Origin of the sequence: Actinoplanes sp. NPDC051494, from assembly GCF_044454705.1 — a bacterium.
Taxonomy (GTDB): Bacteria; Actinomycetota; Actinomycetes; order Mycobacteriales; family Micromonosporaceae; genus Actinoplanes.
In genome coordinates, this window is sequence record NZ_JBITDZ010000007.1 from 110,317 (window position 1) to 135,585 (window position 25,269).

The 25,269-nt window shown below is 72.3% G+C and carries 27 protein-coding genes and 1 pseudogene; 10 read left to right on the forward strand and 18 right to left on the reverse strand.

Going from position 1 to position 25,269, the window contains the following annotated elements:
- Positions 1–30: 30 nt before the first annotated feature.
- The 5 genes from ACIA6A_RS24015 to ACIA6A_RS24035 form a co-directional block, all read right to left on the reverse strand.
- Entirely contained in the window at positions 31–513 is a 483-nt protein-coding gene (locus ACIA6A_RS24015) for an SRPBCC domain-containing protein (RefSeq protein WP_396100072.1), read from the reverse strand.
- The gene (locus ACIA6A_RS24020) at positions 510–929 is read right to left on the reverse strand and encodes an ArsR/SmtB family transcription factor (RefSeq protein WP_396100073.1); all 420 of its coding nucleotides are present in this window, start codon (positions 927–929) and stop codon (positions 510–512) included. Before ACIA6A_RS24020 ends, ACIA6A_RS24015 begins: the two co-directional genes overlap by 4 nt.
- The gene (mraY, locus tag ACIA6A_RS24025) at positions 824–1,930 is read right to left on the reverse strand and encodes a phospho-N-acetylmuramoyl-pentapeptide-transferase (protein ID WP_396100074.1); all 1,107 of its coding nucleotides are present in this window, start codon (positions 1,928–1,930) and stop codon (positions 824–826) included. Before mraY ends, ACIA6A_RS24020 begins: the two co-directional genes overlap by 106 nt.
- A 117-nt stretch (positions 1,931–2,047) precedes the next feature.
- Entirely contained in the window at positions 2,048–3,103 is a 1,056-nt protein-coding gene (locus ACIA6A_RS24030) for a glycoside hydrolase family 26 protein (protein ID WP_396100075.1), read from the reverse strand.
- Positions 3,100–3,912 (reverse strand): polysaccharide deacetylase family protein, encoded by an 813-nt coding sequence (locus tag ACIA6A_RS24035; protein WP_396100076.1) that lies wholly within the window; start codon positions 3,910–3,912, stop codon positions 3,100–3,102. The genes ACIA6A_RS24030 and ACIA6A_RS24035 overlap by 4 nt, the downstream gene beginning before the upstream one ends.
- A 257-nt stretch (positions 3,913–4,169) precedes the next feature.
- Here ACIA6A_RS24035 and ACIA6A_RS24040 point away from each other — a divergent pair, with 257 nt between their 5' ends.
- Positions 4,170–4,412, forward strand: a complete 243-nt coding sequence (locus ACIA6A_RS24040; RefSeq protein ID WP_396100077.1) for a hypothetical protein — start codon at positions 4,170–4,172, stop codon at positions 4,410–4,412.
- Between the two features lie 118 nt (positions 4,413–4,530).
- Positions 4,531–5,130, forward strand: a complete 600-nt coding sequence (locus tag ACIA6A_RS24045) for a hypothetical protein (protein WP_396100078.1) — start codon at positions 4,531–4,533, stop codon at positions 5,128–5,130.
- A gap of 3 nt (positions 5,131–5,133) precedes the next feature.
- On the opposite strand, the gene ACIA6A_RS24050 is transcribed toward ACIA6A_RS24045, so the two are convergent.
- Positions 5,134–6,231 (reverse strand): ScyD/ScyE family protein, encoded by a 1,098-nt coding sequence (locus tag ACIA6A_RS24050; RefSeq protein WP_396100079.1) that lies wholly within the window; start codon positions 6,229–6,231, stop codon positions 5,134–5,136.
- 33 nt (positions 6,232–6,264) lie between these two features.
- On the opposite strand from ACIA6A_RS24050, the gene ACIA6A_RS24055 reads away from it, so the two are divergent.
- Complete coding sequence (locus ACIA6A_RS24055; protein ID WP_396100356.1) at positions 6,265–6,960, forward strand: nucleoside/nucleotide kinase family protein; 696 nt, start codon at positions 6,265–6,267, stop codon at positions 6,958–6,960.
- On the opposite strand, the gene ACIA6A_RS24060 is transcribed toward ACIA6A_RS24055, so the two are convergent.
- Positions 6,941–7,438 (reverse strand): hypothetical protein, encoded by a 498-nt coding sequence (locus ACIA6A_RS24060; RefSeq protein WP_396100080.1) that lies wholly within the window; start codon positions 7,436–7,438, stop codon positions 6,941–6,943. The two genes, ACIA6A_RS24055 and ACIA6A_RS24060, sit on opposite strands and share 20 nt — an antisense overlap.
- 106 nt (positions 7,439–7,544) lie before the next feature.
- On the opposite strand from ACIA6A_RS24060, the gene ACIA6A_RS24065 reads away from it, so the two are divergent.
- A complete protein-coding gene (locus ACIA6A_RS24065; protein WP_396100081.1) occupies positions 7,545–8,732 on the forward strand; it encodes a metallophosphoesterase in 1,188 nt (395 codons plus the stop codon).
- On the opposite strand, the gene ACIA6A_RS24070 is transcribed toward ACIA6A_RS24065, so the two are convergent.
- Positions 8,729–9,304 carry an acetoacetate decarboxylase family protein gene (locus ACIA6A_RS24070; RefSeq protein WP_396100082.1) on the reverse strand — a complete coding sequence of 192 codons (576 nt, stop codon included), beginning with the start codon at positions 9,302–9,304 and terminating at the stop codon, positions 8,729–8,731. The two genes, ACIA6A_RS24065 and ACIA6A_RS24070, sit on opposite strands and share 4 nt — an antisense overlap.
- A 27-nt stretch (positions 9,305–9,331) precedes the next feature.
- The gene (locus ACIA6A_RS24075; protein WP_396100083.1) at positions 9,332–11,260 is read right to left on the reverse strand and encodes a substrate-binding domain-containing protein; all 1,929 of its coding nucleotides are present in this window, start codon (positions 11,258–11,260) and stop codon (positions 9,332–9,334) included.
- A 167-nt stretch (positions 11,261–11,427) separates the two neighbouring features.
- On the opposite strand from ACIA6A_RS24075, the gene ACIA6A_RS24080 reads away from it, so the two are divergent.
- The gene (locus ACIA6A_RS24080; RefSeq protein WP_396100084.1) at positions 11,428–12,498 is read left to right on the forward strand and encodes a serine/threonine-protein kinase; all 1,071 of its coding nucleotides are present in this window, start codon (positions 11,428–11,430) and stop codon (positions 12,496–12,498) included.
- A gap of 2 nt (positions 12,499–12,500) precedes the next feature.
- Here ACIA6A_RS24080 and ACIA6A_RS24085 read toward each other — a convergent pair whose 3' ends face one another.
- Positions 12,501–12,806, reverse strand: a complete 306-nt coding sequence (locus tag ACIA6A_RS24085; RefSeq protein ID WP_396100085.1) for a hypothetical protein — start codon at positions 12,804–12,806, stop codon at positions 12,501–12,503.
- A 22-nt stretch (positions 12,807–12,828) separates the two neighbouring features.
- Entirely contained in the window at positions 12,829–13,707 is an 879-nt protein-coding gene (locus ACIA6A_RS24090; RefSeq protein WP_396100086.1) for a S1C family serine protease, read from the reverse strand.
- A gap of 211 nt (positions 13,708–13,918) precedes the next feature.
- On the opposite strand from ACIA6A_RS24090, the gene ACIA6A_RS24095 reads away from it, so the two are divergent.
- Together ACIA6A_RS24095 and ACIA6A_RS24100 are read left to right on the forward strand one after the other, a co-directional pair.
- On the forward strand, positions 13,919–14,212 hold the full coding sequence (locus ACIA6A_RS24095) for a peptidoglycan-binding protein (RefSeq protein ID WP_396100087.1): 294 nt from the start codon (positions 13,919–13,921) through the stop codon (positions 14,210–14,212).
- Between the two features lie 161 nt (positions 14,213–14,373).
- Positions 14,374–14,502, forward strand: a pseudogene (locus tag ACIA6A_RS24100) (carboxylesterase family protein); the annotation flags it as partial.
- A gap of 134 nt (positions 14,503–14,636) precedes the next feature.
- Here the strand turns inward: ACIA6A_RS24100 and ACIA6A_RS24105 are convergent.
- The 3 genes from ACIA6A_RS24105 to ACIA6A_RS24115 all read right to left on the reverse strand — a co-directional run bounded on the left by ACIA6A_RS24105 (position 14,637) and on the right by ACIA6A_RS24115 (position 19,483).
- Positions 14,637–18,095: an ATP-binding cassette domain-containing protein gene (locus tag ACIA6A_RS24105; protein WP_396100088.1), complete on the reverse strand. Its 3,459-nt coding sequence runs from the start codon at positions 18,093–18,095 to the stop codon at positions 14,637–14,639.
- Positions 18,096–18,209: 114 nt separating this feature from the next.
- Complete coding sequence (locus ACIA6A_RS24110; protein WP_396100089.1) at positions 18,210–19,133, reverse strand: DUF1648 domain-containing protein; 924 nt, start codon at positions 19,131–19,133, stop codon at positions 18,210–18,212.
- Positions 19,130–19,483 carry a GntR family transcriptional regulator gene (locus ACIA6A_RS24115; protein ID WP_396100090.1) on the reverse strand — a complete coding sequence of 118 codons (354 nt, stop codon included), beginning with the start codon at positions 19,481–19,483 and terminating at the stop codon, positions 19,130–19,132. The genes ACIA6A_RS24110 and ACIA6A_RS24115 overlap by 4 nt, the downstream gene beginning before the upstream one ends.
- A gap of 93 nt (positions 19,484–19,576) precedes the next feature.
- On the opposite strand from ACIA6A_RS24115, the gene ACIA6A_RS24120 reads away from it, so the two are divergent.
- Positions 19,577–20,485 carry a TIGR03619 family F420-dependent LLM class oxidoreductase gene (locus tag ACIA6A_RS24120; protein WP_396100091.1) on the forward strand — a complete coding sequence of 303 codons (909 nt, stop codon included), beginning with the start codon at positions 19,577–19,579 and terminating at the stop codon, positions 20,483–20,485.
- A gap of 41 nt (positions 20,486–20,526) precedes the next feature.
- Here the strand turns inward: ACIA6A_RS24120 and ACIA6A_RS24125 are convergent, their stop codons facing one another.
- Positions 20,527–21,429, reverse strand: a complete 903-nt coding sequence (locus tag ACIA6A_RS24125; protein ID WP_396100092.1) for a lytic polysaccharide monooxygenase — start codon at positions 21,427–21,429, stop codon at positions 20,527–20,529.
- Positions 21,430–21,553: 124 nt separating this feature from the next.
- Between ACIA6A_RS24125 and ACIA6A_RS24130 the strand changes: the two genes are divergently transcribed.
- Positions 21,554–21,922 carry an FKBP-type peptidyl-prolyl cis-trans isomerase gene (locus ACIA6A_RS24130; RefSeq protein WP_396100093.1) on the forward strand — a complete coding sequence of 123 codons (369 nt, stop codon included), beginning with the start codon at positions 21,554–21,556 and terminating at the stop codon, positions 21,920–21,922.
- Positions 21,923–22,030: 108 nt separating this feature from the next.
- Here ACIA6A_RS24130 and ACIA6A_RS24135 read toward each other — a convergent pair whose 3' ends face one another.
- On the reverse strand, positions 22,031–22,897 hold the full coding sequence (locus ACIA6A_RS24135; protein WP_396100094.1) for a hypothetical protein: 867 nt from the start codon (positions 22,895–22,897) through the stop codon (positions 22,031–22,033).
- An 81-nt stretch (positions 22,898–22,978) separates the two neighbouring features.
- Positions 22,979–23,191: an RNA-binding S4 domain-containing protein gene (locus tag ACIA6A_RS24140; RefSeq protein WP_396100095.1), complete on the reverse strand. Its 213-nt coding sequence runs from the start codon at positions 23,189–23,191 to the stop codon at positions 22,979–22,981.
- An 80-nt stretch (positions 23,192–23,271) separates the two neighbouring features.
- Between ACIA6A_RS24140 and ACIA6A_RS24145 the strand changes: the two genes are divergently transcribed.
- Positions 23,272–24,081, forward strand: coding sequence for a DUF1775 domain-containing protein (locus ACIA6A_RS24145; protein WP_396100096.1), 810 nt, complete (start codon positions 23,272–23,274; stop codon positions 24,079–24,081).
- A 120-nt stretch (positions 24,082–24,201) separates the two neighbouring features.
- On the opposite strand, the gene ACIA6A_RS24150 is transcribed toward ACIA6A_RS24145, so the two are convergent.
- On the reverse strand, positions 24,202–25,140 hold the full coding sequence (locus ACIA6A_RS24150; protein ID WP_396100097.1) for an exopolyphosphatase: 939 nt from the start codon (positions 25,138–25,140) through the stop codon (positions 24,202–24,204).
- Positions 25,141–25,269: the final 129 nt, after the last annotated feature.

Consider the following 25,269-nt stretch of genomic DNA (forward strand, 5'->3'; position numbering starts at 1 on the left):
CTCATCCGGCCGGGCTCATCCGACTGGGGCTCATCCGGCCAGAACCGCGTCGATCTGGCCCATGGCGAGGCTCATGCCCTCCTCCACGCCCATCGCGACCACCTTCTCGAGGCTCTCGAGGTCGGGGAACAGGCTCGTGGTGACCATCCGGGTCCCGGTCGCGGTCGGCTCCAGCGTGACGACGGTGCGGGTCACCGGCATCGAGGCGCTGGGCTCCCCGTCGTCCCCGGCGAAACCGTCGTCGAACTCGAGGCGGCGCGGCGCGTCCACGGCCGTGATCGTCCACCAGCCGCCGGCCTTCTCCCCGTCCGGCCCGGTCATGTAATAACGCGCCCCGCCCCCGGGCCTGAAGTCGTGCTCCTCGAACGTGGCCGGCCAGGTCGGCGGTCCCCACCAGCGCTCCAGCTGCCGCGGGTCCTGCCAGACCTGCCACACCCGTTCGACATCGGCGGTGAACTCGGCGGTGGACGTGATCGTCAGTTGCTCGACGTCTTTGTGGGAACTGATCATCATGGTCCTTCCTCGGAGAGAATCTGCTCGATGCCACGAACCCGATGACGCCACAACTCCTCGTACGCGTCGAGCAGCCGGGCCGCCCGCCGCACGGTGCCGAGGTCGGCGTGCACGACCTGCTCACGCCCCCGGCGCTGCTTGACGACGAGCGCGGCCCGTTCCAGCACCGCGACGTGGCGCTGCACCGCGGCGAAACTCATCGGGTAGTGCTCCGCCAGGGCCGACACCGACTGCTCGGCCCGGACGACCCGGCGCAGGATGTCACGTCGGGTCCCGTCCGCGAGTGCCTGGAAGACCCGTCCCGATGGTGTTATCCGGCGGCCGTCAGGAACTCCGAGTAGAACAGGCCCAGGCCGGCCGCCACGCAGACACCGGCCACGAGCCAGAACCGGATCACGATGTTGACCTCGGTCCACCCGGCCAGTTCGAAGTGGTGGTGCAGCGGCACCATCCGGAACACCCGCCGGCCGGTGGTCCGGAACGAGACGATCTGGATCACCCAGGTCACCGTGATGATGACGAAGAGCCCGCCGATCACGATCGCGAGCAGCGTGGTGCGGGTCGCCACCGCGAGCCCGGCGATCAGGGCGCCGAGCCCGAGCGAGCCCACGTCACCCATGAAGATCCGCGCCGGGGACGTGTTCCACCACAGGAAGCCCACACAGGCACCGGCGGCCGCCGCGGCGATCATGGCGATCTCCAGCGGATCGCGGACCTGGTAGCAGTGGTCGATCGCGCGGGCGTTCGTCTCGTCGGCGCACCAGTGCCGGTACTGCCAGTACCCGATCACCGCGTACGCGCCGAGCACCAGCGTCGACACGCCGGTGGCCAGGCCGTCGAGGCCGTCGGTGAGGTTCACGCCGTTCGACATCGCCATGACCACGAAGACGAACACCAGCACCGAGCCGACCTTGCCGACGTCGAGCCAGCTGATGTCCCGGATGAACGAGATGTGCTCGCTGGCCACGGTCTCGCCGTTGGTGCTCGCCACGTACAGCGCGGCGATGCCGAAGCCGGTGCCGACGATCGCCTGGCCGAGCAGTTTGCCCTTGGCGGACAGGCCGTCGGAGTTGCGCTTGCGGACCTTGAGGAAGTCGTCGAGGAACCCGACCGCACCGCAGAAGACGAACAGGCCGAGCAGGACGAGGGCCGTCATGGTCGGCTTCTCCTGCGCGATCTGCCGCTCGGGCAGCGTGGTCAGCGCCAGGTGCCCGGCGACGTACGCGAGCAGCGTCGCCACGATGAACACGACGCCACCCATCGCGGGGGTGCCCTTCTTGCCCTCGTTCGACGCGAGCCCCAGCGACGACCGGATCGGCTGCCCGGCCTTGAGCGCGGTGAAGGCCCGGATCGCCACCGGCGTGCCGAACAGGGAGACGATGAACGCGACCGCCGCCGCGACGATGACCGCCCTCACCGCGTTCCCACCGTGCCATGCATGTCGGACCAGCCAGCATCATTGTTCACGGGGCACGATCTTGCCATCCGCCGCAAACCGGAGCGGCCCTGGACCCCACGGCCGCGCGGACCGGGGTCAGCCGCTGAAGCGGGCGCTCCTGGCGAGCGCGACGTACGCCGCCAGGGACTGCGGGTTCGTGTCCACCCGCCACCTCTCCGCGTACCCCGGGTGGGTGTCGGTGTCGAACCAGGTGACCGCGCCCACCGCGGGGTGGCCCGTGACCCACTCGGCCAGCAGGCCGATCCAGTCGGCCTTGGTCCGGCCGCCGTCGTCGACCGCCCCCACCTCGGTGATCATGATGGGTTTGCGGGTGCTGTACGAGCGGTAGATCGGGCCGAACAGGGTTTCCGGGGTCTCGTGGTGCAGGTTGTATCCGGAGACGCCGACCCAGTCCACGTACGCGTCGCCCGGGTACAGGGTGGCGTAGGTGTTCCAGTCCGCGACCGGGGAGGAGTTCCAGTTGGGACTCCAGACCCAGGAGACGTTGTCCGCCTTCTCCTCGGCGAAGATGCCGTGGATGTGCTTCCAGGACTCGATGTAGCCGTCCGGGTTCTTGTTGTTCCGGGCCGCGCTCCAGGCGTACCAGTCGCCGTTCATCTCCCAGCCCCAGCGCAGCAGCACCGGGCGGTCCTGGGCCTTCAGGCGGCGGGCGGCACGGGCGATCAGGTCGTCATGGCTGCCGTTGATGATGTCGGCGAACGACGTGCCGCGCCACGAGACCATCGGGATGCCGTTCTCGGGCAGTCCGGTGACCGAACGCGGCAGCTGGTCGTCCCAGTCGTAGAAGACGTGCACGATGCGCAGGTCCCGGCCGGTCTGCTCGCGGCGCAGGGCGAGCGCCTGCTTGGCGGTCCTGCCGGACAGCGCGAGGTACGCCCCCAGCATCGCCTTGCCGGCCCGGAACGGCACGGTGCCGCCGCCCTTGGCCACCGCGGCCGGCAGCGGGCCGGTCGAGGTGGTGGGGGCGGGATCGGGTGCCCGGCCGGGTGACGTGGTCGCCGCCGCGGGCGTCTCCGGGCCCCGGAACTGCTGGACGCCGGCCGCCGCCACCGGGATGACGCCCAGCGCGGCGAGGCCGAGGAGGTACCGGCGGCCGAAGGTGCGGCGGGGTGCCCGGTGGGCGCCCCTCACGTGAGGTTCCGGCCGGCCGCGCGGGCGGCCCGGCGGACCACCCGCCAGCCCGGCTGGGCCAGTTGCTTGAGTTTGGGGACCAGCGGCGAGCCGCCGCCGGCCACGAGGGCCACGAGGTCGTCGCCGGTCAGGTCGGGGGTGGGCTGCAGACGGGGTACGGCGAACCGCCGCTCGCCCGGCGTGTGCAGCCGGCGGCCCACCTCGGTGGCGTTGTCGTGCCCGGCGGCGAGCACGGCGGCCCGGACCTTGGCGCCGTTGTAGCCGTGCGGGTACGCGAAACCGCGCACCCGGCGGCCGAGGCGCTGCTCGAGCTCGTCCTTGCTGCGCAGGGTCTCCTCGCGCAGCTGGTCGGCGGGCAGCACGTCGAGCGGGTGGTGCTTGAAGCTGTGGTTGCCGATCTCGACGCCGGCGTCGGCGACCTCGGCGAGCTCGTCCCAGGTGAGCAGCTTGCCGAAGTCGGGGGCCCACCGGCCGAGCCAGTCCGCGTGGTGACCGAGGTGACCGACCGACGCGTACAGCGTGGCCCGGGCGCCGGTCTCGGCGAGCACCGGCACGCCGGTGGTGAGGAAGTTGCGGTAGCCGTCGTCGAACGTGACGGCGACGAGTTTGTCGGTGCAGCCGCCGTCGAGCAGGTCGAGGGCCTCGGTGAGCCCGACGAGCCGGTAGCCGGCCATCGTGAGCGCGCTGAGCTGCTCGGTGAGCCGGCCCCGGGGCACGGCGAGATCGCGCATCGGTCCGGCGACGGCGGACACGGAGTGGTACATCAGCGCGGGCAGGGTCTCCCACGCCGACGGGGCCGCGACGGTCACCGGTTTTCCTCCCCCACGCTCTCGGACATGACCATTATCGGTCAGAACCCCGGCGAGCTTCGTGCTTCCGCGCACTGCTTCACGAGGAACGTTTGCGCCGCTCAGACCACGTTACGACGCAGTTCCGGCAGTGTCCAGCGCGCCTACCGCGGATATCGGTGGCGGTCACTGCCGCGCCGCCTCTGCCAAAAGTCATAGACCGTGATCCGACCGGGGAGGGAAGCGCGCACCCCCGCCCCGGCGGCAGGGTGACCCCCATGAATGTTGACCGTGTGCGCCGTCTCCTGGAGGCCGCCGCCCAGGCCGGGATCCTGCTCGCCGTCTCGGCCCTGCCGGTGGCCTGGCGCTCGCTCGACGCCGGGCTCACCGTGGTGCTCCTCGGCATGTTCGCCGTCCTGACCGCCGCGACGTATGCATTACACGCAGTGACGTTCGACCTTCTTCGCTTGACGTCTGAACAGGGAAAGGGCAGATTCTCTTACACGCAAAGTAAGGAATGAACTGAGCGGCGCTCTCGCCCGTACCCCGGGACGCACCCGTTCCACAACACCCCCGGGAGTGACCAGGATGTTCCGACTCATCCAGCTCCACGCTCAGCACGGCATACCCCGTATCGGCGTGGACCCTGACGGCTACGGCAGTGAACGCGCGGCGCTCACCCGGTACCGCGAGGCGCCGGCCACCTATTTCGGTGTCGGCCACTTCGACGAGGCGGGCCGGCTCGCGGAGATAATCATGGACAGCGAATGCGCTCCGGCCAGCGGCTGCCCGCACCCGGCCGTGGTGGTGCACGCCGAGACGTTCCAGCCGCTCTGCGACACCTGCTCGTTCGGCCTCGAGGTGCTCACCGTCCCCGAGCTCGCGGTCCGGCTCGGCGTCGCGGTGCGGCTCGCGCCGGTGCTGGCCCCGTCCGGGCGGCACGCGGCACCGGACGAGACCTGCACGACCACCAACCGGATCGCCCGGGAGCTGCAGTCCGGCGTCGAGGACCCGGTCTGGCGCATGCAGCTGTGCACCGAGCTCGCGCGCACGCCCGGCGCGGTCAACGGACTGCTGATCGGCGTCGGCGCGCTGAGCCACCGCGACGTCCTGGACCTGTACCCGGCGCTGTGCGCGCTCGGCACCCAGCTGCCGGTGAGCATCTACGAGGATCTGCAGCGGGCCACCGGCCGGCCGCTGTCACCGGCCGGTGTCGCCGCCCTCAGGCTGGGGATCTGAGCCTCACAGCCGGATCCTGACGACCGCCCCGGTGCCCGCACAGGTGGTGCAGGTCGTGACGTACGCGTCCCGGCCCCGGATCGCGACGCCGCCCGGAGCCCTCAACCCGGCGGACGCGACGACCTCGTGCGCGCCGCGGCGGTCGACCCGGACCAGCGCGCCGACCCCGTCGCCGGCGAGCAGGCCGTTCGTCGCGAGCTCCAGCGCGTACAGCCGCCCGCGCGGGCCGAAGGCGAGGTCCATGACGTTGGTCAGGCCGGTCGCGTACACCTGCGGCTTGCGGCCCGGCAGCACCCGGTAGATCCGCGCGCCGCCCTTGGGGAACGGGAAACCGGTCAGCTCGGCGACGTAGAACGCGCCGTCGGGGCCCTGGACCACCGAGGTCGGCACGCTCTGCATCGCGACGGTCCCGCCCGATGGCGACGGCGCGGTGCGCGGCCCGAGAACCGCGACGGTCGAGATCCGGCCCCGGGCGTCGACCTTCAGCAGCGTGTTGCCGCCGCTGTCGACCACATACCGCGCGGTGCGGGTCACCGCGAGGCCGTTCGGGTTGGTGTCCGGTGCCGCGACACCGTCCGGGTTCGCCTTCTTCTCGTACGCCCCCAGGTCGGCGACCGCCTTCGGCCTCTTGCGGGCCAGCTCGTACAGCGTCGCGGTGCCGGCCAGCTCCGGTGCCGTCGCGCGGACGTCCGGGTCCGCGCCGAGCCCGACGGTCCAGGACAGCGTGCCCCGCGGGTCCACGCCGACGTCCGCCGGTCCGGAGGCCTGGTTGCCGCCCTCCCTGGCGAGCGAGGGCAGACCGGTGAGGACGCGTTTCTGACGGCCGGACCGGATCCGGGTAAGCGCGCCGGTCGCGCCGAAACAGACCCGTCCCTCCGCACCGGTCAGGCACGGCCCGGCGCCACCGGTGCCGGCCTCGGCGACGTACAGCGTGCCGTCCGGGGCGAAGCTCAGGCCGCGCGGATTGTCGAGACCGTCGGCGACGACGACCAGCTGCGGTGCGGGGACGGCCGCGGCGGGCAGCGCGGGGACCAGGGCCGCCGCGGGGACCAGGGCCGCCGCGACGACCGCGGAGGCGAGAAGGGGACCAGAAGCTCTCATGCCTTGATCAACGAGCTTCCGGTGGACCGGGACATCGGGTACACAGAACCGGTGACCTTCGACGATCTCGTACGCCGGGCCGTGGCGCTGGTGACCGGTGAGCGCCGGGCGGTGCTCGGCATCGTCGGCCCGCCCGCGGCCGGCAAGACCACGCTCGCCGAGGAACTCGTCGCGGCGGTCGCCGCACGGACCCCGCCGGGCTGGGTCGCGCACGTCCCCATGGACGGTTACCACCTGGCCGACGCCGAGCTCGACCGCCTCGGCAACCGCGACCGCAAGGGCGCCCCGGACACGTTCGACGCGTACGGGTACGCGGCCCTGCTGCGCCGCCTGCTCGACGACTCCGGCGAGATCGTCTACGCCCCCGGCTTCGAGCGCACCATCGAGCAGCCGGTCGCCGGCGCGATCCCGGTGCACCCCGAGGCCCGTCTCATCGTCTCCGAGGGCAACTACCTGCTGGTCGACGACGACCGCTGGACCCGGGCCCGCCCGCTGCTCGCCGAGATCTGGTACGCCGACCTGGACCGGGGATCCCGCCTCGAGCGCCTGATCGCCCGGCACGTCCGTTTCGGCAAGCCCGAGCCGGAGGCGGTCGCGTGGGCCACCGGCACCGACGAGGCCAACGCGGCCGTCATCGCGGCCACCCGGGACCGGGCCGATCTGATCGTCCCGGCCGCGCTGATCCACACGATCGGCACCCCGCCGGACGTCAGATCTTCTTCTTCGTGACCTCGCCCTTGCCGAACGACTCCCCGGTGTACGTGTAGGTCTGGGTGATCCGCAGGTCGGGGCAGCAGCGGGAGGCGTCCTCGCTCAGCGCGTCGGAGACGACCGTCAGGGTGCGGCCCGCGGTGGTGACGTCGGCGGACTGCAGGTAGTCGTCCTTGCCGATGGTCAGGATCGGGTCCCTCGGCGCGGTCTCGTAGACGAGGACCCGGACCGGGTTGGTGGCCGTCGTCGACGGGCAGGACGCCGCCACGACCGCCTCCTTGGCGCCGTCACCGGTGAGGTCGGCGTAGCGGATCTGGTGCACCTCCGCCTTGTCCGGCACCTGCGGGCTGGTCTCGCAGCCCAGCGCCGCGAACATCGTGGTCTCCCAGCCGACCCCGGTCCAGTCCACCGCGGGTGGCGCCGGGGCGGCCGGGGTCGCGGTGTCCGCGCAGGCCGAGAGCGTGACGACGGCGGCGAGGGCGAGCAGGTATCGCATGTGGATCTCACTTCTCCGAGGGGTGGTGACGAGCCCCACGCTATTGACGGCGCAGCGATCGCGAATCACCGATTCGTGCCGACGACCGCCGTGGCAGACTTGCCCCGTGTCTGTGGGCGAAACAGTTGAGACCGAGCCTTCCGAGCCGCGACGGTCCGGGCGGGCGGCGCGCTTCGCGTTGCTCGTGACCGTCGTCATGCTGCTGCTCTGGGGTGTGCCCTGGTGGACCCTGCTGTGGTCGGGCAACGACTGGCCGCGCGGGGTGTTGCCGGCCGGCACCGCCGTCTTCGTGGCCGCGGCCGTCGCCCTGCCGCTGCTGATGGTCGCCGGGCACGGCGGGCGCCACGACGACCGGGCCGCCCGCATCTCCGACACCCTGCTCGGGGTCGTCTGGGTGCTGTTCGTGTGGTCGCTGCTCGGCACCGTGCTGCGTCTGGTCCTGGCGCTCGCCGGGGTCGACGGCCCGGCCCGCTCCCGGATCGTCACCGTCGCCGTCGTGGCCGTCTCGCTGGTGCTGCTGCTCTGGGGGCACCGCGAGGCCATGCGGGTCTCCCGGGTGCGCCGCGTCGACGTGGTCCTGCCCCGGCTCGGGGCCGGGCTCGACGGTCTGCGCGTGGTCCTGCTGACCGACACGCACTACGGCCCGATCAACCGGGCCCGCTGGTCGCGCGGCGTGGTGGAGGTCGTCAACTCCCTCGACCCGGACGTCGTCGCGCACACCGGCGACATCGCGGACGGCGAGGTGGACCGGCGCCGCGAGCAGGCGGCCCCGCTCGGGGACGTCCGCGCGGGCCTGGCCCGGGTCTACGTGACCGGCAACCACGAGTACTTCTCCGGCGCCCAGGGCTGGGTCGACCACATGGCGTCGCTGGGCTGGGAAGCCCTGCACAACCGGCACATGGTCGTCTCCCGGGGCGGCGACAGCCTGGTCGTCGCCGGCGTCGACGACCGCACCGCGGCCGGGTCCGGCGTGCCCGGGCACCACATGGACCACGAGGCGGCCCTGAGCGGCGCCGACCCGGAGCTGCCGGTGCTGTTGCTCGCCCACCAGCCGCAGCAGGTCACCGACGCGGTCGCCCACGGGGTGGACCTGCAGATCTCCGGTCACACCCACGGCGGCCAGATGTGGCCGTTCCACTACCTCGTCCGCCTCGACCAGCCGGTCCTGCAGGGCCTGAGCCGACACGGCGAGCGCACCCAGCTGTACACCTCGCGGGGCACCGGTTTCTGGGGCCCGCCGTTCCGCATCTTCGCCCCCAGCGAGATCACCCTGCTGACGCTGCGCGCCGGCTAGCCGAAACGCATCCGGAAGGCGGCCAGCACCAGGGAGAACACCGGGCGCCGGCCGGACAGCCAGCCGAGTGCGCCGGCCGGGTCCAGGTGCCAGGTGAGCCGGGCCGGGCGCAGCGCCGCGGTGCCGCGTACCCGGGTGGTGATGCCGTCCTGGGCCAGTGTCATCGGGGTGGGCCAGCGGCCCGGCAGGGTCCGTCCCCGGACCGCGATGTCCGCGGTGCCGATCCCGGCGGCCCCGGCCGACGGCGGGCTGATCGCCAGCGTCGCGAGTTCCTTGGGGATGGCCCACAGCTCGCGGCCGCCGTCGCGGGACGCGGGGCTGTCCACCCAGATGTCGGTGATCGTCACCCGGGGCCGCAGCGCGGCCCGGGTCAGGACCGCGGCCAGCAGCTCGCGGTAATCGAGGCTGCCGCCGGGCTCGTAGTCGACCCAGGCGGCACCGACCGGGACCCGGCCCGCGATCGACAGCGGGCGCACCCCCGGCGGCAGGGGTGGCAGGTCCGCGGTCCGCACGAGGAACACGGAGAGATACATCTGGCCACGCAGGTGCCACGGCGCCGGTGGGTACATCATCGAAGGCTATCCCCCGGCCGTCCCTGATCAGAAGTTGCTGATCACGTCCCCGATCGCCCTCTCGAGACCGTCCGCGTCCCGGCCCGCGTCGTACGCGTTGCCGCCGGCGGCCAGCGCGACCCGGCCGAGCTCCGCCGCCGCGGCGTCCGCGTACGCGACGGTGAAGACCCGCACCGGCCGGGCGTCGTCGAACGTCACCGCGGTGACCAGGTCCCTGAGCTCCTTCGCCGGGTCGCACGTGGCACCGGCCGGGCAGATGTCGTCCTTGCCGTCGGAGAGGACCACGACCGCGGAGATGTGCCCGGCCGACCCGGGACCGAGCTGGTCGTGGGCGGCCCGGACCGCGTCGTACAGCGCGGTGTCGAAGCGCCGCTCGGGCCGCAGCGAGTCGAGGGCATCGAGGATCCGCGCACGGTCCAGGGTCGGCGCGACCACGACCGAGTGCCTCGGCAGCGAGGCGTCCTTCTTGGACCCGGAGAACGACCACAACCCGATCTCGGTACGCCCGGCGATCGTGGGGACGACCTCACGCAGCGCCCGGCGCACCTCGGCGATCCGGGTCCGTCCCGGCGCCGCTCGCGCGAGCATCGAACCGGACACGTCGATGAGGAAGATGATCCGCGCGGGTTTGCGCACCTCCTGCCACGATTCCCGGACCCGGTCGAGGACGTCGGGCTCCGGGACGCCGATCGCGGTCAGCTCCGGGCGGGGGCGCAGGCCACCGGCGCCCGCCGCGGCCACCGGGTACAGCTCGAGCCGCGCCTCGTCGCGGAACCCGTCGGCCTGGAACGTGGTCTGCGGGTGTTCGTCGCCCGGGGCGAGATCCTGGTCGTGCAGGTAGCGCAGGAAGTTGCCCGCGAGCCGGTGCTGGGCCGGCGTGGCCGTGTTCAGGATCGCGTACGGCGAGTCCGACCAGACCGTCCCGTCGGTGGGGTACACCGGGACGAGCGGCACCTGCGGATGGGTCGACTCGCAGTCGCTCTGCCGGCCCATGTTGTACAGATAGACCGACTGCTCCTCGACCGGGACGGCGCTGACGTACGCCGCGACCCGCTGCTCGGCCAGCTCCGCGTCGCCGCCGGCACCGGCGTCGACGGCGGCGAGGTGACACAGGTACGTCAGCGTCGTGTCGCCGTAGTGCATCGCGGCGCGCTCGACGTCGCTGACCTTCGCCCGTACCCGCCGGTCCGTCAGATCGGTGGCGCCCACCGGATGCCCGGCGGCCGCGGTGTATGTCGCGAGCAGCGAGGACAGCCCGGACGTCGACCGGGTGGGGTCGGTCTTGCCGAGCTTGAAGTCGCCGAACGCACCCCCGGTCGCCAGCCGCCACCGCTGCGGATCGCCGGCCCAGCCGACCACGGACTCCCAGCTCACCGCGCCGATCCGCTCGGCGATCGGTTTCGGCATGGCCAGGACCAGCGGGGTACGGGTCACCGCCGGCAGGTTCCCGTCCCGGTCGACGTTGACGACCTCCAGGTCCGGGTCGGCGACCTGTCCCCGGGTGATGCGGTGCCGGAGCAGGCTCGTCCATCCCGACGCGGCCGGTGACCAGACCTGGATGTCGCCCGCGGTACCGGTGGTCAGTGCCTCGAACATGTCGCCGGAACTGGCCTTGACGACACGTACCTGCCCACAGTGCTCCCCCGCCGACGTGCGATGGAACCGGGCGGCGATGTCCGCCATCGCGGGGTACTTCTCGGGTGACGCCGCGACGGTGATCCGGACGCCGCACGCGACCGGGAGCCGGGGCGGGTCCGGGACGTGGGCCACCCGGGGCGGCCAGCCGGCCGCCGGATCCGCCTGGGCTGGGTCCGCCTGGGCTGGATTCGCCTGAGCCGGATCCGTCCGGGCCGGGCCGGGCGGTGCCAGCAGGAATGCCGAGCCGGCGAAGACCACCGCTCCCGCGAGCAGGCCGGCCAGCAGCGAGCGGGGCCGCGGCGGTGGGTTCAGGCGCAAAGGAAACCGTCCGGGAAATAGTTCGGGCCGTCGGGGAATATACCGATCGAACGGCAACCCCAGCCATTACCTGAACGGTGGTCACCATTCAGGTGACATATCCGATGTGACCTCCGTACCGTTTAGTGTGGACCACTGGTAAGTCCGCAGCAGCGACAGGGAGCCCGATGGAACCGACCCGCGTCGGCCCGTTCACCGTGCAGAAAAGACTCGGCGCGGGCGGGATGGGCACCGTCCACCTGGCGCGCACCGGCGGCGGGTACCTCATCGCGGTGAAGACCATCCACCGGCACCTCGCCGATCAGCCGCAATTCCGGGAACGTTTTGCCCGCGAGATCGACTGCATCAGAAAGGTGCAGAGTCTTTACACTGCCACGTTCGTGGACGCGGATCCGGATCCGGTCGACGGCGAGCCGTGGCTGGCCACCGAATACGTCGACGGCCCGTCGCTGGCCCGCCGGCTCGACGAGGGGCCGCTGCCGCCGGACCGGCTCTGGGACCTGGCGGCCGGGCTCGCGGAGGCGCTGGACAGCATCCACCGGGGTGGCACGGTGCACCGCGACCTCAAACCGCCGAACGTGCTGCACTCCGGCAGCGGCCCCAAGGTCATCGATTTCGGCATCGCGCGCGCGGTCGAGGACCGGGGCTCCACCGGGCTGGTCGGCACCCCGGCGTACGTGTCCCCGGAACGCATCCTCGGCAAGCCCGGTGAACGGCCGTGCGACCTGTTCTCCCTGGGGGTCGTCCTGGCCCAGGCGGCGACCGGGCACCTGCCGTTCGGCCGGCCCGGTCAGGAACCGCACGGCGTGGCCTATCAGATCGTGACCGCCCAGCCGGCCCTGTCCGGGGTGCCCGGGTGGCTGGTCGAGCTGGTGGAGGCCTGCCTGGCGAAGGATCCGGCGGACCGGCCGACCGCGGCGGAATTCCTCGCCGGCCTCGGACCCCGGCCCACCTCCCCGGCGGCCGCGCCACCACCGGTGCCGCCGGTGCCGGTTCCCCGCTCCGTGCCGGTTCCCCGCCCGGCGCCGGTCACGTTCCGCGACCATCTGGCCGAGCCGTGGGGTGTCGTGCTCGCGGTGACCTCGGGGGTGCTGGCCACCGCCCTTTTCCCGCTGGTCGGCACCGCGTCCTGGACCGGCCGGACCGGGCTCGGTGCCCTGGTGGCCACGTCGTGCTACCTGGTGACGGCCGCGATCGCCGCGGTGGAGAGCAGGTTCTCCGCCGCGGGGACCGGGTGAGGTCAGCGGGCCGGGCGACGGTCCGCCACGGCGTACGAGACCGCCGCGGTCAGCGCCGACACCGCCAGCACCGACGGCCAGGCACCGATCCGTTTCGCCAGCGGATGCGACAGGCCGAACGCTCCTGCGTACGTGATGACGAGCGCACCGGTCACCGCCGGGCTCGTGTGCCGGGCCCACTCCCGCCCGGCGACCACCCCGCCGGCCGCGAGGACCGCACCGCCGAGCGGCCGGTTGCCGGTCCGGCGGGCGAGCTGCCACCCGCCGATGAGAGAACCCGCGGTGATCGCCGCTGTGGAAAGACGCATCCCGTGACCGTACCCGGCCCGGTCAGCTGATCCGGGTCTCGAGCTGCTGGACGACCTGGGTGACGGTGTCGGCCGGGATCGCGAAGCCGAGGCCGACGCTGCCGGTGCTGGACTCGTCGGCGGTGGCGATGGCGACGTTGATACCGATGACGTGGCCCGACGCGTCGACCAGGGCACCGCCGGAGTTGCCCTCGTTGATGGCGGCGTCGGTCTGCAGCAGGCCGGTGAGCTTCTCCGTACCGGTGCTGACCTCGCGGTCGAACGCCGAGACGATGCCCGAGGTGACCGTGCCCTCGAGGCCGAGCGGCGCGCCGAACGCCAGCACCGTGTCGCCGACGGCCACCGAGTCGTCGGTGCCGAACGTGACCGGGGTCAGACCGGTCACGCCGGTCGCCTGCACCAGCGCCAGGTCATGGGTGGGGTCGGCGGCGACCACCTCGGCCGGCACCGTACGGCCGTCGGACAGCCGGACGCTGACCGTGCCGCCGGAGGAGATCACGTGGTTGTTGGTGAGGATCAGCCCGTCGGAGCGCAGCACCACGCCGGACCCGAGCGCCGACTCGTCGCGGCCGTCGATCAGCACGGTGACGATGCTCGGCGACACCTTCGCGGCGACCGCGGCCAGGCCGGCGTCCTCGGTGACCGCCGAGGTCGCGATGGTGCTGGTCGCCGTGGTCGCGGTGGCGGCCGGGGCGTCGGTGCCGTAGTGCTCGGCGACGACCGCGCCGGTCACCCCGCCGCCGGCGATCAGGGCGAGCAGCGCGGCTCCCCCGGCGACCCGGCGCGGCCACCGGCGGTCACGCTCGTCACGGTGGCTGGTCACGTACGGCGGGAGCGGCGGGAACGGCGGCGGCGCGTAGGAGGAAGAGGTGTACTGGGGGCGGTTCAACAGATCCGTCATGACGCCTGCCTTCGTTCAGCGGTGATGGAACCACTGTTGCCCGGCAGGTTGTCAGCTCCCGGTGAGACATCTGTGGGTTGGCTGTACGCCGCACCGGTCGGCCGAAAGTAATAGCGGATTCACAGCAGGTCGGGCCCGTGGTCAGAGGCCGGGCACAGGCGGGATCCGGATCCTGGAGGTAACCCGTCCAGGAACTCATCAGGAGGTCGCGATGTCGGCACGAGGAATGCTCAGCGTGGTGGGAACAGCCGTCGGCGGCCTCATCGGCTGGAGCGACGATCCCGCCCCGGCCGCGGACCCGGCGGTGCTGCGCGACCTGTTCGCCACGCTGGGCCTGCCGGTCGGCCGGCAGGACGAGGACCTGACGGACGCCGTACGCGGTTTCCAGGAGTACGCGGGCCTGGAACCGGACGGCGTGGCCGGACCGCGCACGGTGCACGTCCTGGCCCGGTACGTCCAGGACCTCCAGGATCTGCGCACCTTCGAGCACTCCGTCGCCGCCTGAGCCACCGCGGCGACGGCTGCTCCCACGATCCGTCAACCGGTGGATGAGCCGGGACCACGGTCCGGCGAGGCTGGACCCACGTCGCTCGCAACGATCATCGTCGTGGTCACGCTCCTCGCACCCACCGCCGCTGCCGCCGTCGCACCGGACTTCCGCACCGCCTGGCCGCCCGGGGTGACGTGATCGTCATTACGGTCAACTACCGGCTCGGTGTCCTCGGCTGTCACGGCCTGCCAGGGCTCCCGGGCTCCGGCACATTCGGGCTCCAGGACCAGCAGGCCGCGCTGCGCTGGGTGCACCGCCCCGGTGGACTGCATGCGCGCCCGGAGCCCGCAGGCCCTGCTCGAGGCCACCCGGGGCAGGCGTTCGGGGACCAGGGCCCGCCCGACGTCGCGGCGGACCAGCACCGCGACCTGTGGGCGGGTCAGCCGGCCAGGTGGCCGTACCTGTCCTCGAGCTCCGGCCAGGTGCCCTGGGCGACCGCCCGGCCGCCGATCATGACGACCACCCGGTCGGCGCGGGAGAGCGCCGCCCGTTTGGAGGTCGAGCCGACCACCGTGACGCCGTGGGCGCGCAGGGCCCGCCACAGCTCGAGCTCGGTGGTGACGTCCAGGGCCGAGGAGACGTCGTCCGCGACCAGGAGTTCGGTGCGCGGGGCCAGGGCCCGGGCCAGGGCGAGACGCTGGAGCTGACCGCCGGACAGGCGGGTGCCCTTGTGCCCGATCAGCAGCTGGAGGCCGCCGCCGGCCACCGCCAGGTCGTGTTCGAGCTGGGCGGTGCTCACCGCGTCGGCGGCGTCGACCCGGTGGCCGAGCTCGATGTTGTCGGCGACCGTGCCGGACAGGACCCGGGGCAGCTGGGCCACGTACCCGACCTGGTTGGGGCGCAGGAACGTCTCGGGCTCGTCGACCGGCCGGCCGTTCCAGCTCAGCCCGCCGGTGTGGTGCACGATGCCGGCCAGCGCGCGCAGCAGCGACGACTTCCCGGCGCCGACCGGGCCGACGACCAGGACCAGCTCGCCGCGGTCGACGACGAGGTCGATGTCCTCGGCGCCGACCGTGCCGTTCTCGTGGATCGCGCTGAAACCGGTGAGCTCGAGGCGGCGCAACGCCTCCCGGGGCGCCTCGGGCGGGGCCTGGGCCGTGCCCGCGTCGAGGTCGACGCCCGGCACCGGGCTGGAGTACTCCGCCACGCCGGTCATGGCCACGGTCCGGCGGGTCCACACCCGGGCCGACGGGAAGTTCGACACCAGCGACGCGGTGGTCCAGGCGAACCAGCGGGCCGCGCCGAGCACCGCCACCGCGATCAGGGTGGCCGCCGCCGACAGGTTGCCGGCGAGGTACATCGCCCAGGCCGCGATCGGGAGCAGGCCGCTGAGCACCGACGGGGTGGAGCGGGCCCAGACCTGGATCGCGATCTCGTGGCGCTGGCGTTCGCTGCGGATCTCGTCGAGGCCGGCGAGGTGGCGCAGCACCGGCGCGGTCGCGCCGGCCAGTTTCACCGTGCGCGCCGCCGACAGCGACGAGACCAGGGCGGTCGCGAACGAGGCCCGCGCCGCCACGGTGTGCCGGGCGGCCCGTTCGAGCCGCGGGCCGAACAGCGTCGCGGCCAGCCCGGACACCGCCATCGTGCCGACGAAGAACAGGGCCGGCACGTACGACTGCGACGCCCAGGTCATCGCGACGATCATCACGACGCTGGTCACGTTGTCGATGACGTTGTCGGCCAGCATGACGACGCGTTCGGTGTCGCCGCCCTGGGCGACCACCTCGGCCGGGGTGTACTTGGTGATCCGGCGCGGGCCGATCTGCCCGTGCACGAGGCGCTGGCTGATCCGCAGCATCTGCCGCACCCACCACTCGGGGAACCAGGCCCCGGTGTAGTACAGCGTCGGGATCGCCACGATCAGCGCGGACGCGATGCCGATCGCCGGCCACAGCGGGTCACCGACGCCGTCGACGACGTCCGCCCAGAACAGCGGCAGGATCGCGCCGTCCAGGCCGAGCAGCACCAGGACCGCGAACAGGCTCACCGCGGCCAGGCCGTAGCGCGGGTCGTTGGTGGTCAGCCGGAAGATCTCCCGGAACGTGCCGACCGGCGGCGGCTCCGGCAGCGGCGGCGGGTCCTGCTTCGGCAGCGTGTTGCCGAGCTCGGTGCGCACCGGTTCCGGGTCGCGTTCCAGCAGTGCCACCCCGCCGCCGGAGCGGGCCGGGGCGACCATGTTGCTGCTGGCCAGCAGCTCGGCGAAGCGCTGCGACTCGGCCATCGGGCCGGCCTCCAGCACCCGGCCGTCGGCGAGCACCACGACCTCGTCGCAGCGCTGCACCGAGGAGAGCCGGTGCGCGACGATGACGCCGATCCGGCCGCGCAGCAGCCGGTCGGTGGCGCGTTGCACCCAGGCCTCGGTGACCGGGTCCATCCGGGCGGTGGCCTCGTCGAGGATCACCACCTTCGGGTCGCGGACCAGGATCCGGGCGAACGCGACGAGCTGTTCCTGCCCGGCCGAGAGCACGTAGCCGCCCTCGCCGAGCTTGGTGTCGACGCCGTCGGGCAGCCCGGCCGTCCAGGCGGTCAGGCCCAGCTCCTCCAGCGCGGTGCCGGCGCCGGCGAGCAGGTCCGGGTCGAACAGGGCGATGTTCTCGGCGAGCGTGCCGGACAGGATCTCGGTGCGCTGCGGGACGATCGCCGTCCACCGGCGCAGCCCCTCGACATCGAGGTCGACCAGGTCGGTCCCGCCGAGGAAGACGGTGCCGCGCGGCACGTCGACGGCCCGGGTCAGCACCTTGGCGAGCGTGGACTTACCCGATCCGGTGCGGCCGATCAGCGCGTACGACCGGCCGGGCGCGAACGTCAGGCTCACGTCGCTGAGCGCCGCCGGGCGTCCGGCGTCGGCCTCGCCGTACCGGAAGGTCAGGTCGCGGACCTCGAGGACCCCGTCGGTGGGGGCCAGCCCGCCGGCCGGCTCCTGCGGCACGTCGCGCAGCAACATGACCCGGCCCCACGCGCCGAGGGCGTTCTGCAGCTCGGGGACCATCCGGGTGACGTGCTCGAGGGTGCCACCGAAGCCCAGCGCGAGCAGCCACACCGCGGTCAGCCGGGCGCCGTCGATGTGGCCCGCGGTCAGCGCCCACGCGCCGGCCACGACCAGCACGGCGATGAGGGCGCGGGTGATCGCACCCGCGCCCATCGTGATCCGCGACGACTTGCGCCACACCAACCGGCCCCGGCGCAGCACCTCGCGGGCCCGCCGGGCGTAGAGGCCACGGACGTAGGGTGCGGCGAGGCTGGTGCGGACGTCGTCCTGGCCGTGGATCGCCTCCTCCATGACCGCGGCCAGGTCGGACCAGGCCTCCTCCTCGCTGAGCCGCAACGGGGAGATCCGCTGGATCGGCTTGTTCATCACCAGCACCAGCACGATCGACACGAGCACCATGCCGATGCCGGCCGGCCACCAGGCGAAGAACGCGGTGACGATCGACAGCGCGGCCACCGCGAGGGACTGGGCCAGCCGCACGCCACTGCCCCGCAGCTCGGAACCGACCTGGTAGACGTCGCTGTCGATGCGGTCGAGCAGCTCACCGACCGGGGTGGTCTCCAGCGTGGGCACGTCCTGGCCGAACGCCACCTGACACAGCCCCCGGCGGGCGGCGGCGGCCCAGTCGGCGGTGAGCCGGGCGGCGACCAGCCCGACCATGACGTCGCTGATCACGGACACCACCAGCGCGGCGGAGAGCACCCCGAAAAGCGGCATCGACCGGTGCACCAGCACCGCCCCGGCCAGACCGAGGGCGCCGGCCTGCCCCGCCGCCCCGAACACGATGAGCACGGCGATGAAGGCGGTGCGACGGGGCGAAGTCACCCATAAGTCGCGAATGAGGCGCATCAGGAGTCCTTGGTGAGCAGGGGCGGCGGTACCCCCCATCCTCCGTTCCCACGACTCCCGGCTCAACGCATTTACCGGGCAACCCGGACGTCACCACCATCACATCTGTGCCGGTCACCGCCCCGGCGACCGGGCCAGCAACGCGTTGAGCAGGGCCGCGGGTGTCGCCGGGTCGTCCAGGGTGACCGCGAAGCGACGGCCGTCGCGCAGCACCAGCACCAGCCCGGGACCGCCGCGCAGCACGAGCGCGGACGCGCCGGGCGTCACCCGGTATCCCCAGCCGCCCCACTGCGACGGCCGGATCTCCGCCGCCTCGGCGCTGGCGATGTCGTCCAGCGCCACGCGTTTCACGGGGATGCCGGCCAGCCCGGCCACCACACGCAGCCCCCGGCGGTCGGCCGAGACCCGCAACCGGCCGAACACCACACCCGCCGCGACCGGCAGCACCAGAACCGGCCAGAGCACGGGCGCGACGGTCGCCGCGACCACCGCGACCACGATCCCGGCGGCCAGGGTGACCCCGGCCAGCAACGGTGAGCTCAGCGTCGTGAGGTAGGCGGCCCGCTCGGTCGGCCCCAGGTCGAGGACGTCGACGGCCACCGCGGGGGCGGGCTCCGGCCGCGGCGGTCGCCCGGCCGCCGCCAGCACCACGAATCCCCAGGCCACCCCGGCCAGGAGGAGGCCGATCCGCCAGCCCAGCCGGGGGTCGGCCGGGTCGGCCAGGGCGGCCAGGGTGGCGGCCGCTCCGGTTCCGGCCGCTCCCCCGGCTGTCGTCCCGGCCGTGGTGAGCCAGAACCGGGCCGCCGCGCCGTTCCGCGTGACCGGCACGGCGACGGTGGCGGCCACGGCCGCGGCCACCGCGACCAGCAGCAGGGTCACACCGAACCCGGTTGCCGAACTGAAGCCGTCCGCCTGACCCGATCCGCCCCAGTGGGTGGCGATCCGCGACGGCAGCCGGCCGGACCACGCCGGCCAGGCCACCCCGAGCACCACCACCGGCAGCCACACCAGCGCCACCGCCGTCCACAGTCGTCTCATGACTGGACCTCCCTCACCATCGCGAGCATCTCGGACTCGGCCAGGCCGTACCGCCGGGCCTCGGTGACGAATCCCCGGGCCATCTCGACCAGGCGCAGCCGGGACACGTCGGTGTCGTCGCGGACCACCGCGCCGCGCCCCCGGCGCAGCTCGATCAGGCCCTCGTCGCGGACCTTCGCGTAGGCCCGCAACACGGTGTGCAGGTTGACGTCGAGGACCTCGGCCAGCTCCCGCGCCGAGGGCAGACGCTCCCCCGGCGACAGGTCCCCGCGCATCACCCCGCCGCGCACCTGCGCCGCGATCTGATCGGCCAGCGGCTCGGCCGCCGCCACGTCCACCCGGAACAACATGTTTGCATACTACTATAACAATCGTTTTTTTCAACGGCCGGAACCGCTGGGTAAGGTGTCCGTCCACAGTGCAGCTCGCCCGGAGGGACCTCCATGCGCATCGGCGTCAACCTGCCCCACTACGGCACGCTCACCGGCCCCGACGACGTGCTCGAGGTGAGCCGGGCGGTCGAGGCGATGGGCTACGACAGCCTGTGGACCGGCGACCGGCTGCTCTCCCCGCTGGAACCGAGCGACCGCTACCCCGGCGGCGACGGCACGATGCCGGCGGAGATGGGCGTCTACCTCGACCCGCTGACCACACTGACGTTCGCGGCGGCGGCCACGACCCGGCTACGGCTGGGCACCAGCACCCTCAACGCGACGTGGCACCCACCGGTCCTGCTGGCCCGCACGCTCACCACCCTCGACGTGCTCAGCCGCGGCCGCCTCGACGTCGGGCTCGGCCTCGGCTGGCTCCAGGACGAGTACACCGCCACCGGCGTCGCCTGGGACCGCCGGGGCGAACGGCTCGACGAGATCATCGACGTGCTCGAGAAGATCTGGGGCGAGGAGGTGGTCGCGCACGACGGGGCCCGGTACCGCGTACCCGCCAGTCGTATCCTGCCGAAACCGGTGCAGCGACCGCGACCACCGATCCTGCTCGCGGGCCTCACCCCGGCGGCCCTGACCCGCGTCGCCCGGCGCGGCGACGGCTGGCTCGCGGTCGGCATGCCGCTGCCCTATCTCGGGTCGTTGTGGGACAAACTCAAGGCCGAGACGCAGCGGTACGGACGGGATCCCGGCACCCTGCGGATGGTCCTGCGCCTCAACCCCAGGATCACCACCGAGCCGGCCGACCCGTCCCAGGTCCCGGCCCGCGGCACCCTGGAGCAGATCGCGGCCTACGCCAAGGACTCCGGTGCCGACGAGGTCTTCGTGGACCTCACCCTGACCGTCCGCAGCCGCGAGCAGATGCTCGACCTCGCCGGCCGTTTCCTGGACCTCATGCGGGCCGGCTGACCGGTCGATCCCGCCGCGTCGCTCCCTGACCGGTCCGACCGTCAGCGGGCCGTTCTCCGGCGGCTCACCAGGGCCGTGCCACCGGCCGCCACGATCACGGCGAGCGCTCCGCCGATGATCCAGTGACCGAGCTGGGCGCGGCTGTCGTCGACCTGGGAGGCGACCGGGGTCAGTTCGGGGGCCTCGGTCGCCGGCGGCGTCGTCCGGCGGGCCAGCTGGGCCGCGGGAGAAGCCGCCTTCGAGGCCTTGACGGAGCGTGAAGGCGAAGGCGAAGGGGACTTCGACCGGGTGGGCGCGGTCGTCGCCACGGCCGGGGCCGCCTTCGCCTTGACCCGCAGATCGGAGCAGGAGTAATAGGTGTCCGGCGTGCTGGAGGTCTCCCAGACCACATAGAGCAGCTGCGGGCCGGAGCGGTCCCTCGGGATCGTGACGCTCATCCGGTAGGAGCCGTCCCGCAGCGGTGGGTCGGTGACCGTGGCCAGCGGCGAGCCGCTCAGGTCGGCCCAGGCCAGTGCCTTCTGCGGGTCGTATCCCGGCTTGGTCAGGTACAGCCGGAACTCGCCCCGGTGCGGGATCGTGCCCGCGTACTTCACGTTCAGGGTCTTCCCGGCGGTGACCTCGGTGGTCGGCCAGTCGTCGCGGGCGAGGTCGAGACCCCGGTAGCGGTCCAGGCCACCGCTGCACAGGTGGCCGTCCGGCACGACCGCCTTGTCCCTGCCGTTCACGTTCGCGATCCGCAGGTTGTCGAACGAGCCGATGGCGCCGCCGTTCGTCCTGGTGGCCGCCTTGCACACGGCGAGATCGGGCTCCTCGCCGTTCGGGGCGCACGCCGCGGTGCGGCTCAGTGGCGTGGTCGGCGCACCGTGGGCCAGCGCCGGGACCGACGGCAGCACGGTCGCGGCCGCCGCGACCCCGAGCGCGGCAAGACTTCGTACGGCTCTCATGTGAAACCTCCCCGCACGAGTACGGGGCGGGCCGCCGGATCGTTCACTACCGAGAGTGGCAGTGCTCGTAACCGCAGGGCCCTGTGGTTGCATGAAGAAGCAGGCAATCGACACAGGAGGACACATGGAGAAGCCCGACGTCGGCCCCATCACCGGTGAGCCGCCCGCCGAGCTGGTCGTGGAAGACCTCGTCGTCGGCGACGGCGACGAGGCGAAGCCCGGACACCAGGTCAGCGTCCACTACGTGGGCGTGGCGTTCTCCTCGGGCAAGGAGTTCGACGCTTCCTACAACCGTGGCGAGGCGTTCGACTTCGGTCTGGGCGCCCAGCAGGTCATCAGCGGGTGGGACCAGGGGGTGGCCGGCATGAAGGTCGGCGGTCGCCGCAAGCTGACCATCCCCCCGCACCTGGGTTACGGCGCGCGTGGCGCCGGTGGCGTCATCAAGCCCAACGAGACGCTCATCTTCGTGGTGGACCTGCTCGGCGTGAGCTGAGCTGCGGCCGGCAGTACGCACGGGCCGGGACGGGCACTGCCTGTCCCGGCTCGTTCGTGTCCTGGCCCTCCGAGCGGTCCGGGAACTCGAACGGCTCGGAGAACGGGGTCACCGGGTGGCCTTGAGGTCGGCGCAGCCCGTCTCGTCCGGGAGCAGCGGCCGGAACCGCAGCGACCAGGCGTTGCCGCCGTACGTCCAGGAGGTGTTGGACTTCGCCTTCTCAGCCGCCGCGAGGACCGGGGCGAGCTGCTCGCCGGTGACGGTCACACAGGTCAGGTCCAGGCCCTCGGCGAGGGGCTCGCCGGGCAGGACCGGGCCGGGCCACTCGGTGGTCTGCGGGCGCACGGTGTCGTCGGTGACCACGTAGGGGCCCGCCACCGCGGCGAGGATCTCCGGCTTGTACCCGACCGGCTTGATCGCCGGGTCCGCGGTGAGCTTGTCGACCTCGTCGAGGAACGTACGCAGCTTCGCGCGGGCCTGCTTCTGGGCGTCGGTCAGCGCCGGGTCGTCGGCCCGGGCCTCACCGAGCGCCTCGGCGGCCACGGTCTGCGCACCGGACGCCGTCACCGCGGTCACCTCGGTGGCCGGGGCGTCGGCCACTCCGGGCGTACCGAAATCGGTGCCGGTGGTGACACCGGCCGCGGTGGCCTTGTTCGCCAGGGCGACGGCCTGTTCGGGTGAGATCGAGACCACCTGCAGGTTCGGCAGGGCCGGGCCGGGGAACTCCATCGTCGTCGGGCCCTCGGTGATCACCCGGCCGTCGGCGTAGACACTCACCTTGGGCAACCGCCCGGCGCGCATGTCGGGGGTGACGAAACCGCCGGAGTACGCGACCCGGAGCACCAGGCCGTCAGCGCTGATCTTGCCCTGCGGGGGTGCCGAGGACGTCCCGGCGGCTCCGGCCACGCTCTCGGCGGCGGGCTGGGCACACGCGCTGATCAGGAACAACGTGGCGGCGGCAGTGGCCGTCCACAAACCGCGAAATGTCGTCATACCGGCTCTGACGCAGCACCCCCGCGACCGGTTCCCCGTCCGGCGGAATTTTGCTCCCGCCGGCTACACGACGATCTTCACCGCCTTCTTGCCGTTCACCACCACCACGTCGCCGGGACGCAGCTGCCGCCCGCGACGGGTGTCGACCTCACCGTTGACCGTCACTTCGCCGACGGCGATCATGACCTTCGCCTCGCCACCTGTTTCGATCAGGTCGGCGAGCTTGAGGAACTGTCCGAGTCTGATCATGTCGTCGCCGATGGCTACCTCTCGCATGTCTCCATCATCCGGCATGGCCCGCGAAGATTTTTTCCGAGGCGTTGAACCATTCACCGATGTGATCCGAACTACCCCCTGTGAGTCGACTCGAGAAGCACCGCCGGGCGGGCGTCCTGGCCGCCACCGTCGCCGCTGGTGTCCTCGGCCTCGCGGCCCCCGCCGCGGCCGACGTGGCGGTCAGCCCGTCCAGTGCGCCGCAGGGCAGCGCCCAGAATTTCTCGTTCACGCTGACCAACACCGGCCGGAGCCCGATCAAGCAGCTCAAGGTCGTGCTGCCGGCCGCGCAGCCGATCGCCGAGGTGTACCCGCTGTCGGTCGACGACTGGGCGCCGCGGCTCGAGCACCGGACCCTCGACACGCCGCTGGCCGTGCCGAACGGTGAGCCGCTGACCCAGGTGGTCGGGGCGATCACCTGGATCGCGATGCCGGGCAAGGAACTGGCGCCGGGCGCGTCGGCGCACCTCGACGTCGCGATCGGGCCGGTCCCGACCGCCGGTGAGCAGATGACGTTCACGGTGGAGCCGGCGTACGTGGATCCGGCCAAGGGCGACGCCATGCCGCCCGTCTCGCTGACGCTGACCCCCGCGGTCGCCGGTGAGACCTACAGCGGTCACGCGGCGCACACCGGTGGGGACGCCGCCACCGGGGACACCAGCGCCACCGACGAGCAGATGTTCGAGGCGCTCGCCGAGGCGGCCGACGACGGCCCGAGCTTCTGGACGATCGCCGGGTGGGTGCTGGCCGGCCTGCTCGCGGTGACCGCCGCGGTGACCACGCTGCGCGGCCGTCGCCGTCCCACGGACGAGCCCGCGTCCGACGCCGGTGACGAGCAGCCCGAGCTGGTCGCCGCGGGCCCGGACCGGAGCAAGTGGAGCTACAAGGGCTGAGGAACTTGTCGTGAGAAAGCGCGTGGGGCGCGGATCACGACATGCGGGTGGGGTCCAGGGCAAGACCCACGACCTGCGGCCGGCGGGGTGGAGAGGTTCGGCTCTCCACCCCGCCAACATCTAGACCGTGACGGTACGCGGCGTCTGCAGCGCCGTGATGATCTCCCGTTCCACCCGTTCGGAGTCCTCGTGCGGGACCTGGCAGGTGCCCGCCGCGAGGTGCCCGCCGCCGCCGTAGCGCAGCATGACCTCGCCGACGTCGACCGGCGACGTGCGGTCGAGGATCGACTTGCCGCACGCGAACACGGTGTTGAGCTTCTGCCGGCCCCAGATCACGTGGACGGACACCCGGGACTCCGGGTACATCGCGTACACCATGAACCTGTTCCCGGCCATGATCGTGTCCTCCTCGCGCAGGTCGACGATCACCACGTCGCCCTCCACCCGGCTCACCCGGCGCAGCTGTTCCTCGAACATCGCCGAGCAGTCCCGGTACAGGTCGGCGCGTTCGGAGACGTCGCGCAGCTCCAGGATCTCCTCGACCGACGTCATCTGCAGGCACGCGTCGATCAGCAGCATCATCAGCTGGTAGTTGGAGATCCGGAACTCCCGGAACCGGCCCAGCCCGGTGCGGCTGTCCATCAGGAAGTTGAGCAGCGTCCAGCCCTGCGGGTCGAGGATGTCGTGCATCTCGTAGTCGGCCGAGTCGGCCTGGTCCACCGCCCGCATGAGATCGTCCGGGACCTCCGGGAAGCGCTCGGCACCCCCGTAGTAGTCGTAGATGACCCGGGCGGCGGACGGCGCCTCGGGATCGATGATGTGGTTGTCGAGGTTGCCCTCGTTACGCAGCGTCTCCGAATGATGATGGTCGAAGATCATGTGCGCACCGGGGGCGTACGGCAGGTTGGTCAGAATGTCACGTTCAGTAATCTCGACCACGCCGTCCTGGACATCCTTCGGGTGCACGAAGGTGATGTCGTCGATCATGTCGAGGACGCGCAGCAGGACGGCACAGACCAAACCATCGAAATCGCTGCGGGTCACGAGCCGATACTTCACGAGATCTCCTCTGCCGGTTGGCGGCTTACACACCAGTTTGCCACTTTTACGGCTATGTACCTGGTCGCATCGGCGTACACGTTTGATCCGATCACCACCTCCACTGCGTAAAGTCAGACGCAATCTCAC

Excerpts from the sequence above, each read along its gene's own strand:
- ACIA6A_RS24015 (WP_396100072.1), bottom strand. The coding sequence starts at position 513 with ATGATGATCAGTTCCCACAAAGACGTCGAGCAACTGACGATCACGTCC.
- ACIA6A_RS24040 (WP_396100077.1), top strand. The coding sequence starts at position 4,170 with ATGAATGTTGACCGTGTGCGCCGTCTCCTGGAGGCCGCCGCCCAGGCC.
- ACIA6A_RS24050 (WP_396100079.1), bottom strand. The coding sequence starts at position 6,231 with ATGAGAGCTTCTGGTCCCCTTCTCGCCTCCGCGGTCGTCGCGGCGGCC.
- ACIA6A_RS24060 (WP_396100080.1), bottom strand. The coding sequence starts at position 7,438 with ATGCGATACCTGCTCGCCCTCGCCGCCGTCGTCACGCTCTCGGCCTGC.
- ACIA6A_RS24070 (WP_396100082.1), bottom strand. The coding sequence starts at position 9,304 with ATGATGTACCCACCGGCGCCGTGGCACCTGCGTGGCCAGATGTATCTC.
- ACIA6A_RS24080 (WP_396100084.1), top strand. The coding sequence starts at position 11,428 with ATGGAACCGACCCGCGTCGGCCCGTTCACCGTGCAGAAAAGACTCGGC.
- ACIA6A_RS24085 (WP_396100085.1), bottom strand. The coding sequence starts at position 12,806 with ATGCGTCTTTCCACAGCGGCGATCACCGCGGGTTCTCTCATCGGCGGG.
- ACIA6A_RS24090 (WP_396100086.1), bottom strand. The coding sequence starts at position 13,707 with ATGACGGATCTGTTGAACCGCCCCCAGTACACCTCTTCCTCCTACGCG.
- ACIA6A_RS24095 (WP_396100087.1), top strand. The coding sequence starts at position 13,919 with ATGTCGGCACGAGGAATGCTCAGCGTGGTGGGAACAGCCGTCGGCGGC.
- ACIA6A_RS24105 (WP_396100088.1), bottom strand. The coding sequence starts at position 18,095 with ATGCGCCTCATTCGCGACTTATGGGTGACTTCGCCCCGTCGCACCGCC.
- ACIA6A_RS24110 (WP_396100089.1), bottom strand. The coding sequence starts at position 19,133 with ATGAGACGACTGTGGACGGCGGTGGCGCTGGTGTGGCTGCCGGTGGTG.
- ACIA6A_RS24115 (WP_396100090.1), bottom strand. The coding sequence starts at position 19,483 with ATGTTGTTCCGGGTGGACGTGGCGGCGGCCGAGCCGCTGGCCGATCAG.
- ACIA6A_RS24120 (WP_396100091.1), top strand. The coding sequence starts at position 19,577 with ATGCGCATCGGCGTCAACCTGCCCCACTACGGCACGCTCACCGGCCCC.
- ACIA6A_RS24125 (WP_396100092.1), bottom strand. The coding sequence starts at position 21,429 with ATGAGAGCCGTACGAAGTCTTGCCGCGCTCGGGGTCGCGGCGGCCGCG.
- ACIA6A_RS24130 (WP_396100093.1), top strand. The coding sequence starts at position 21,554 with ATGGAGAAGCCCGACGTCGGCCCCATCACCGGTGAGCCGCCCGCCGAG.
- ACIA6A_RS24140 (WP_396100095.1), bottom strand. The coding sequence starts at position 23,191 with ATGCGAGAGGTAGCCATCGGCGACGACATGATCAGACTCGGACAGTTC.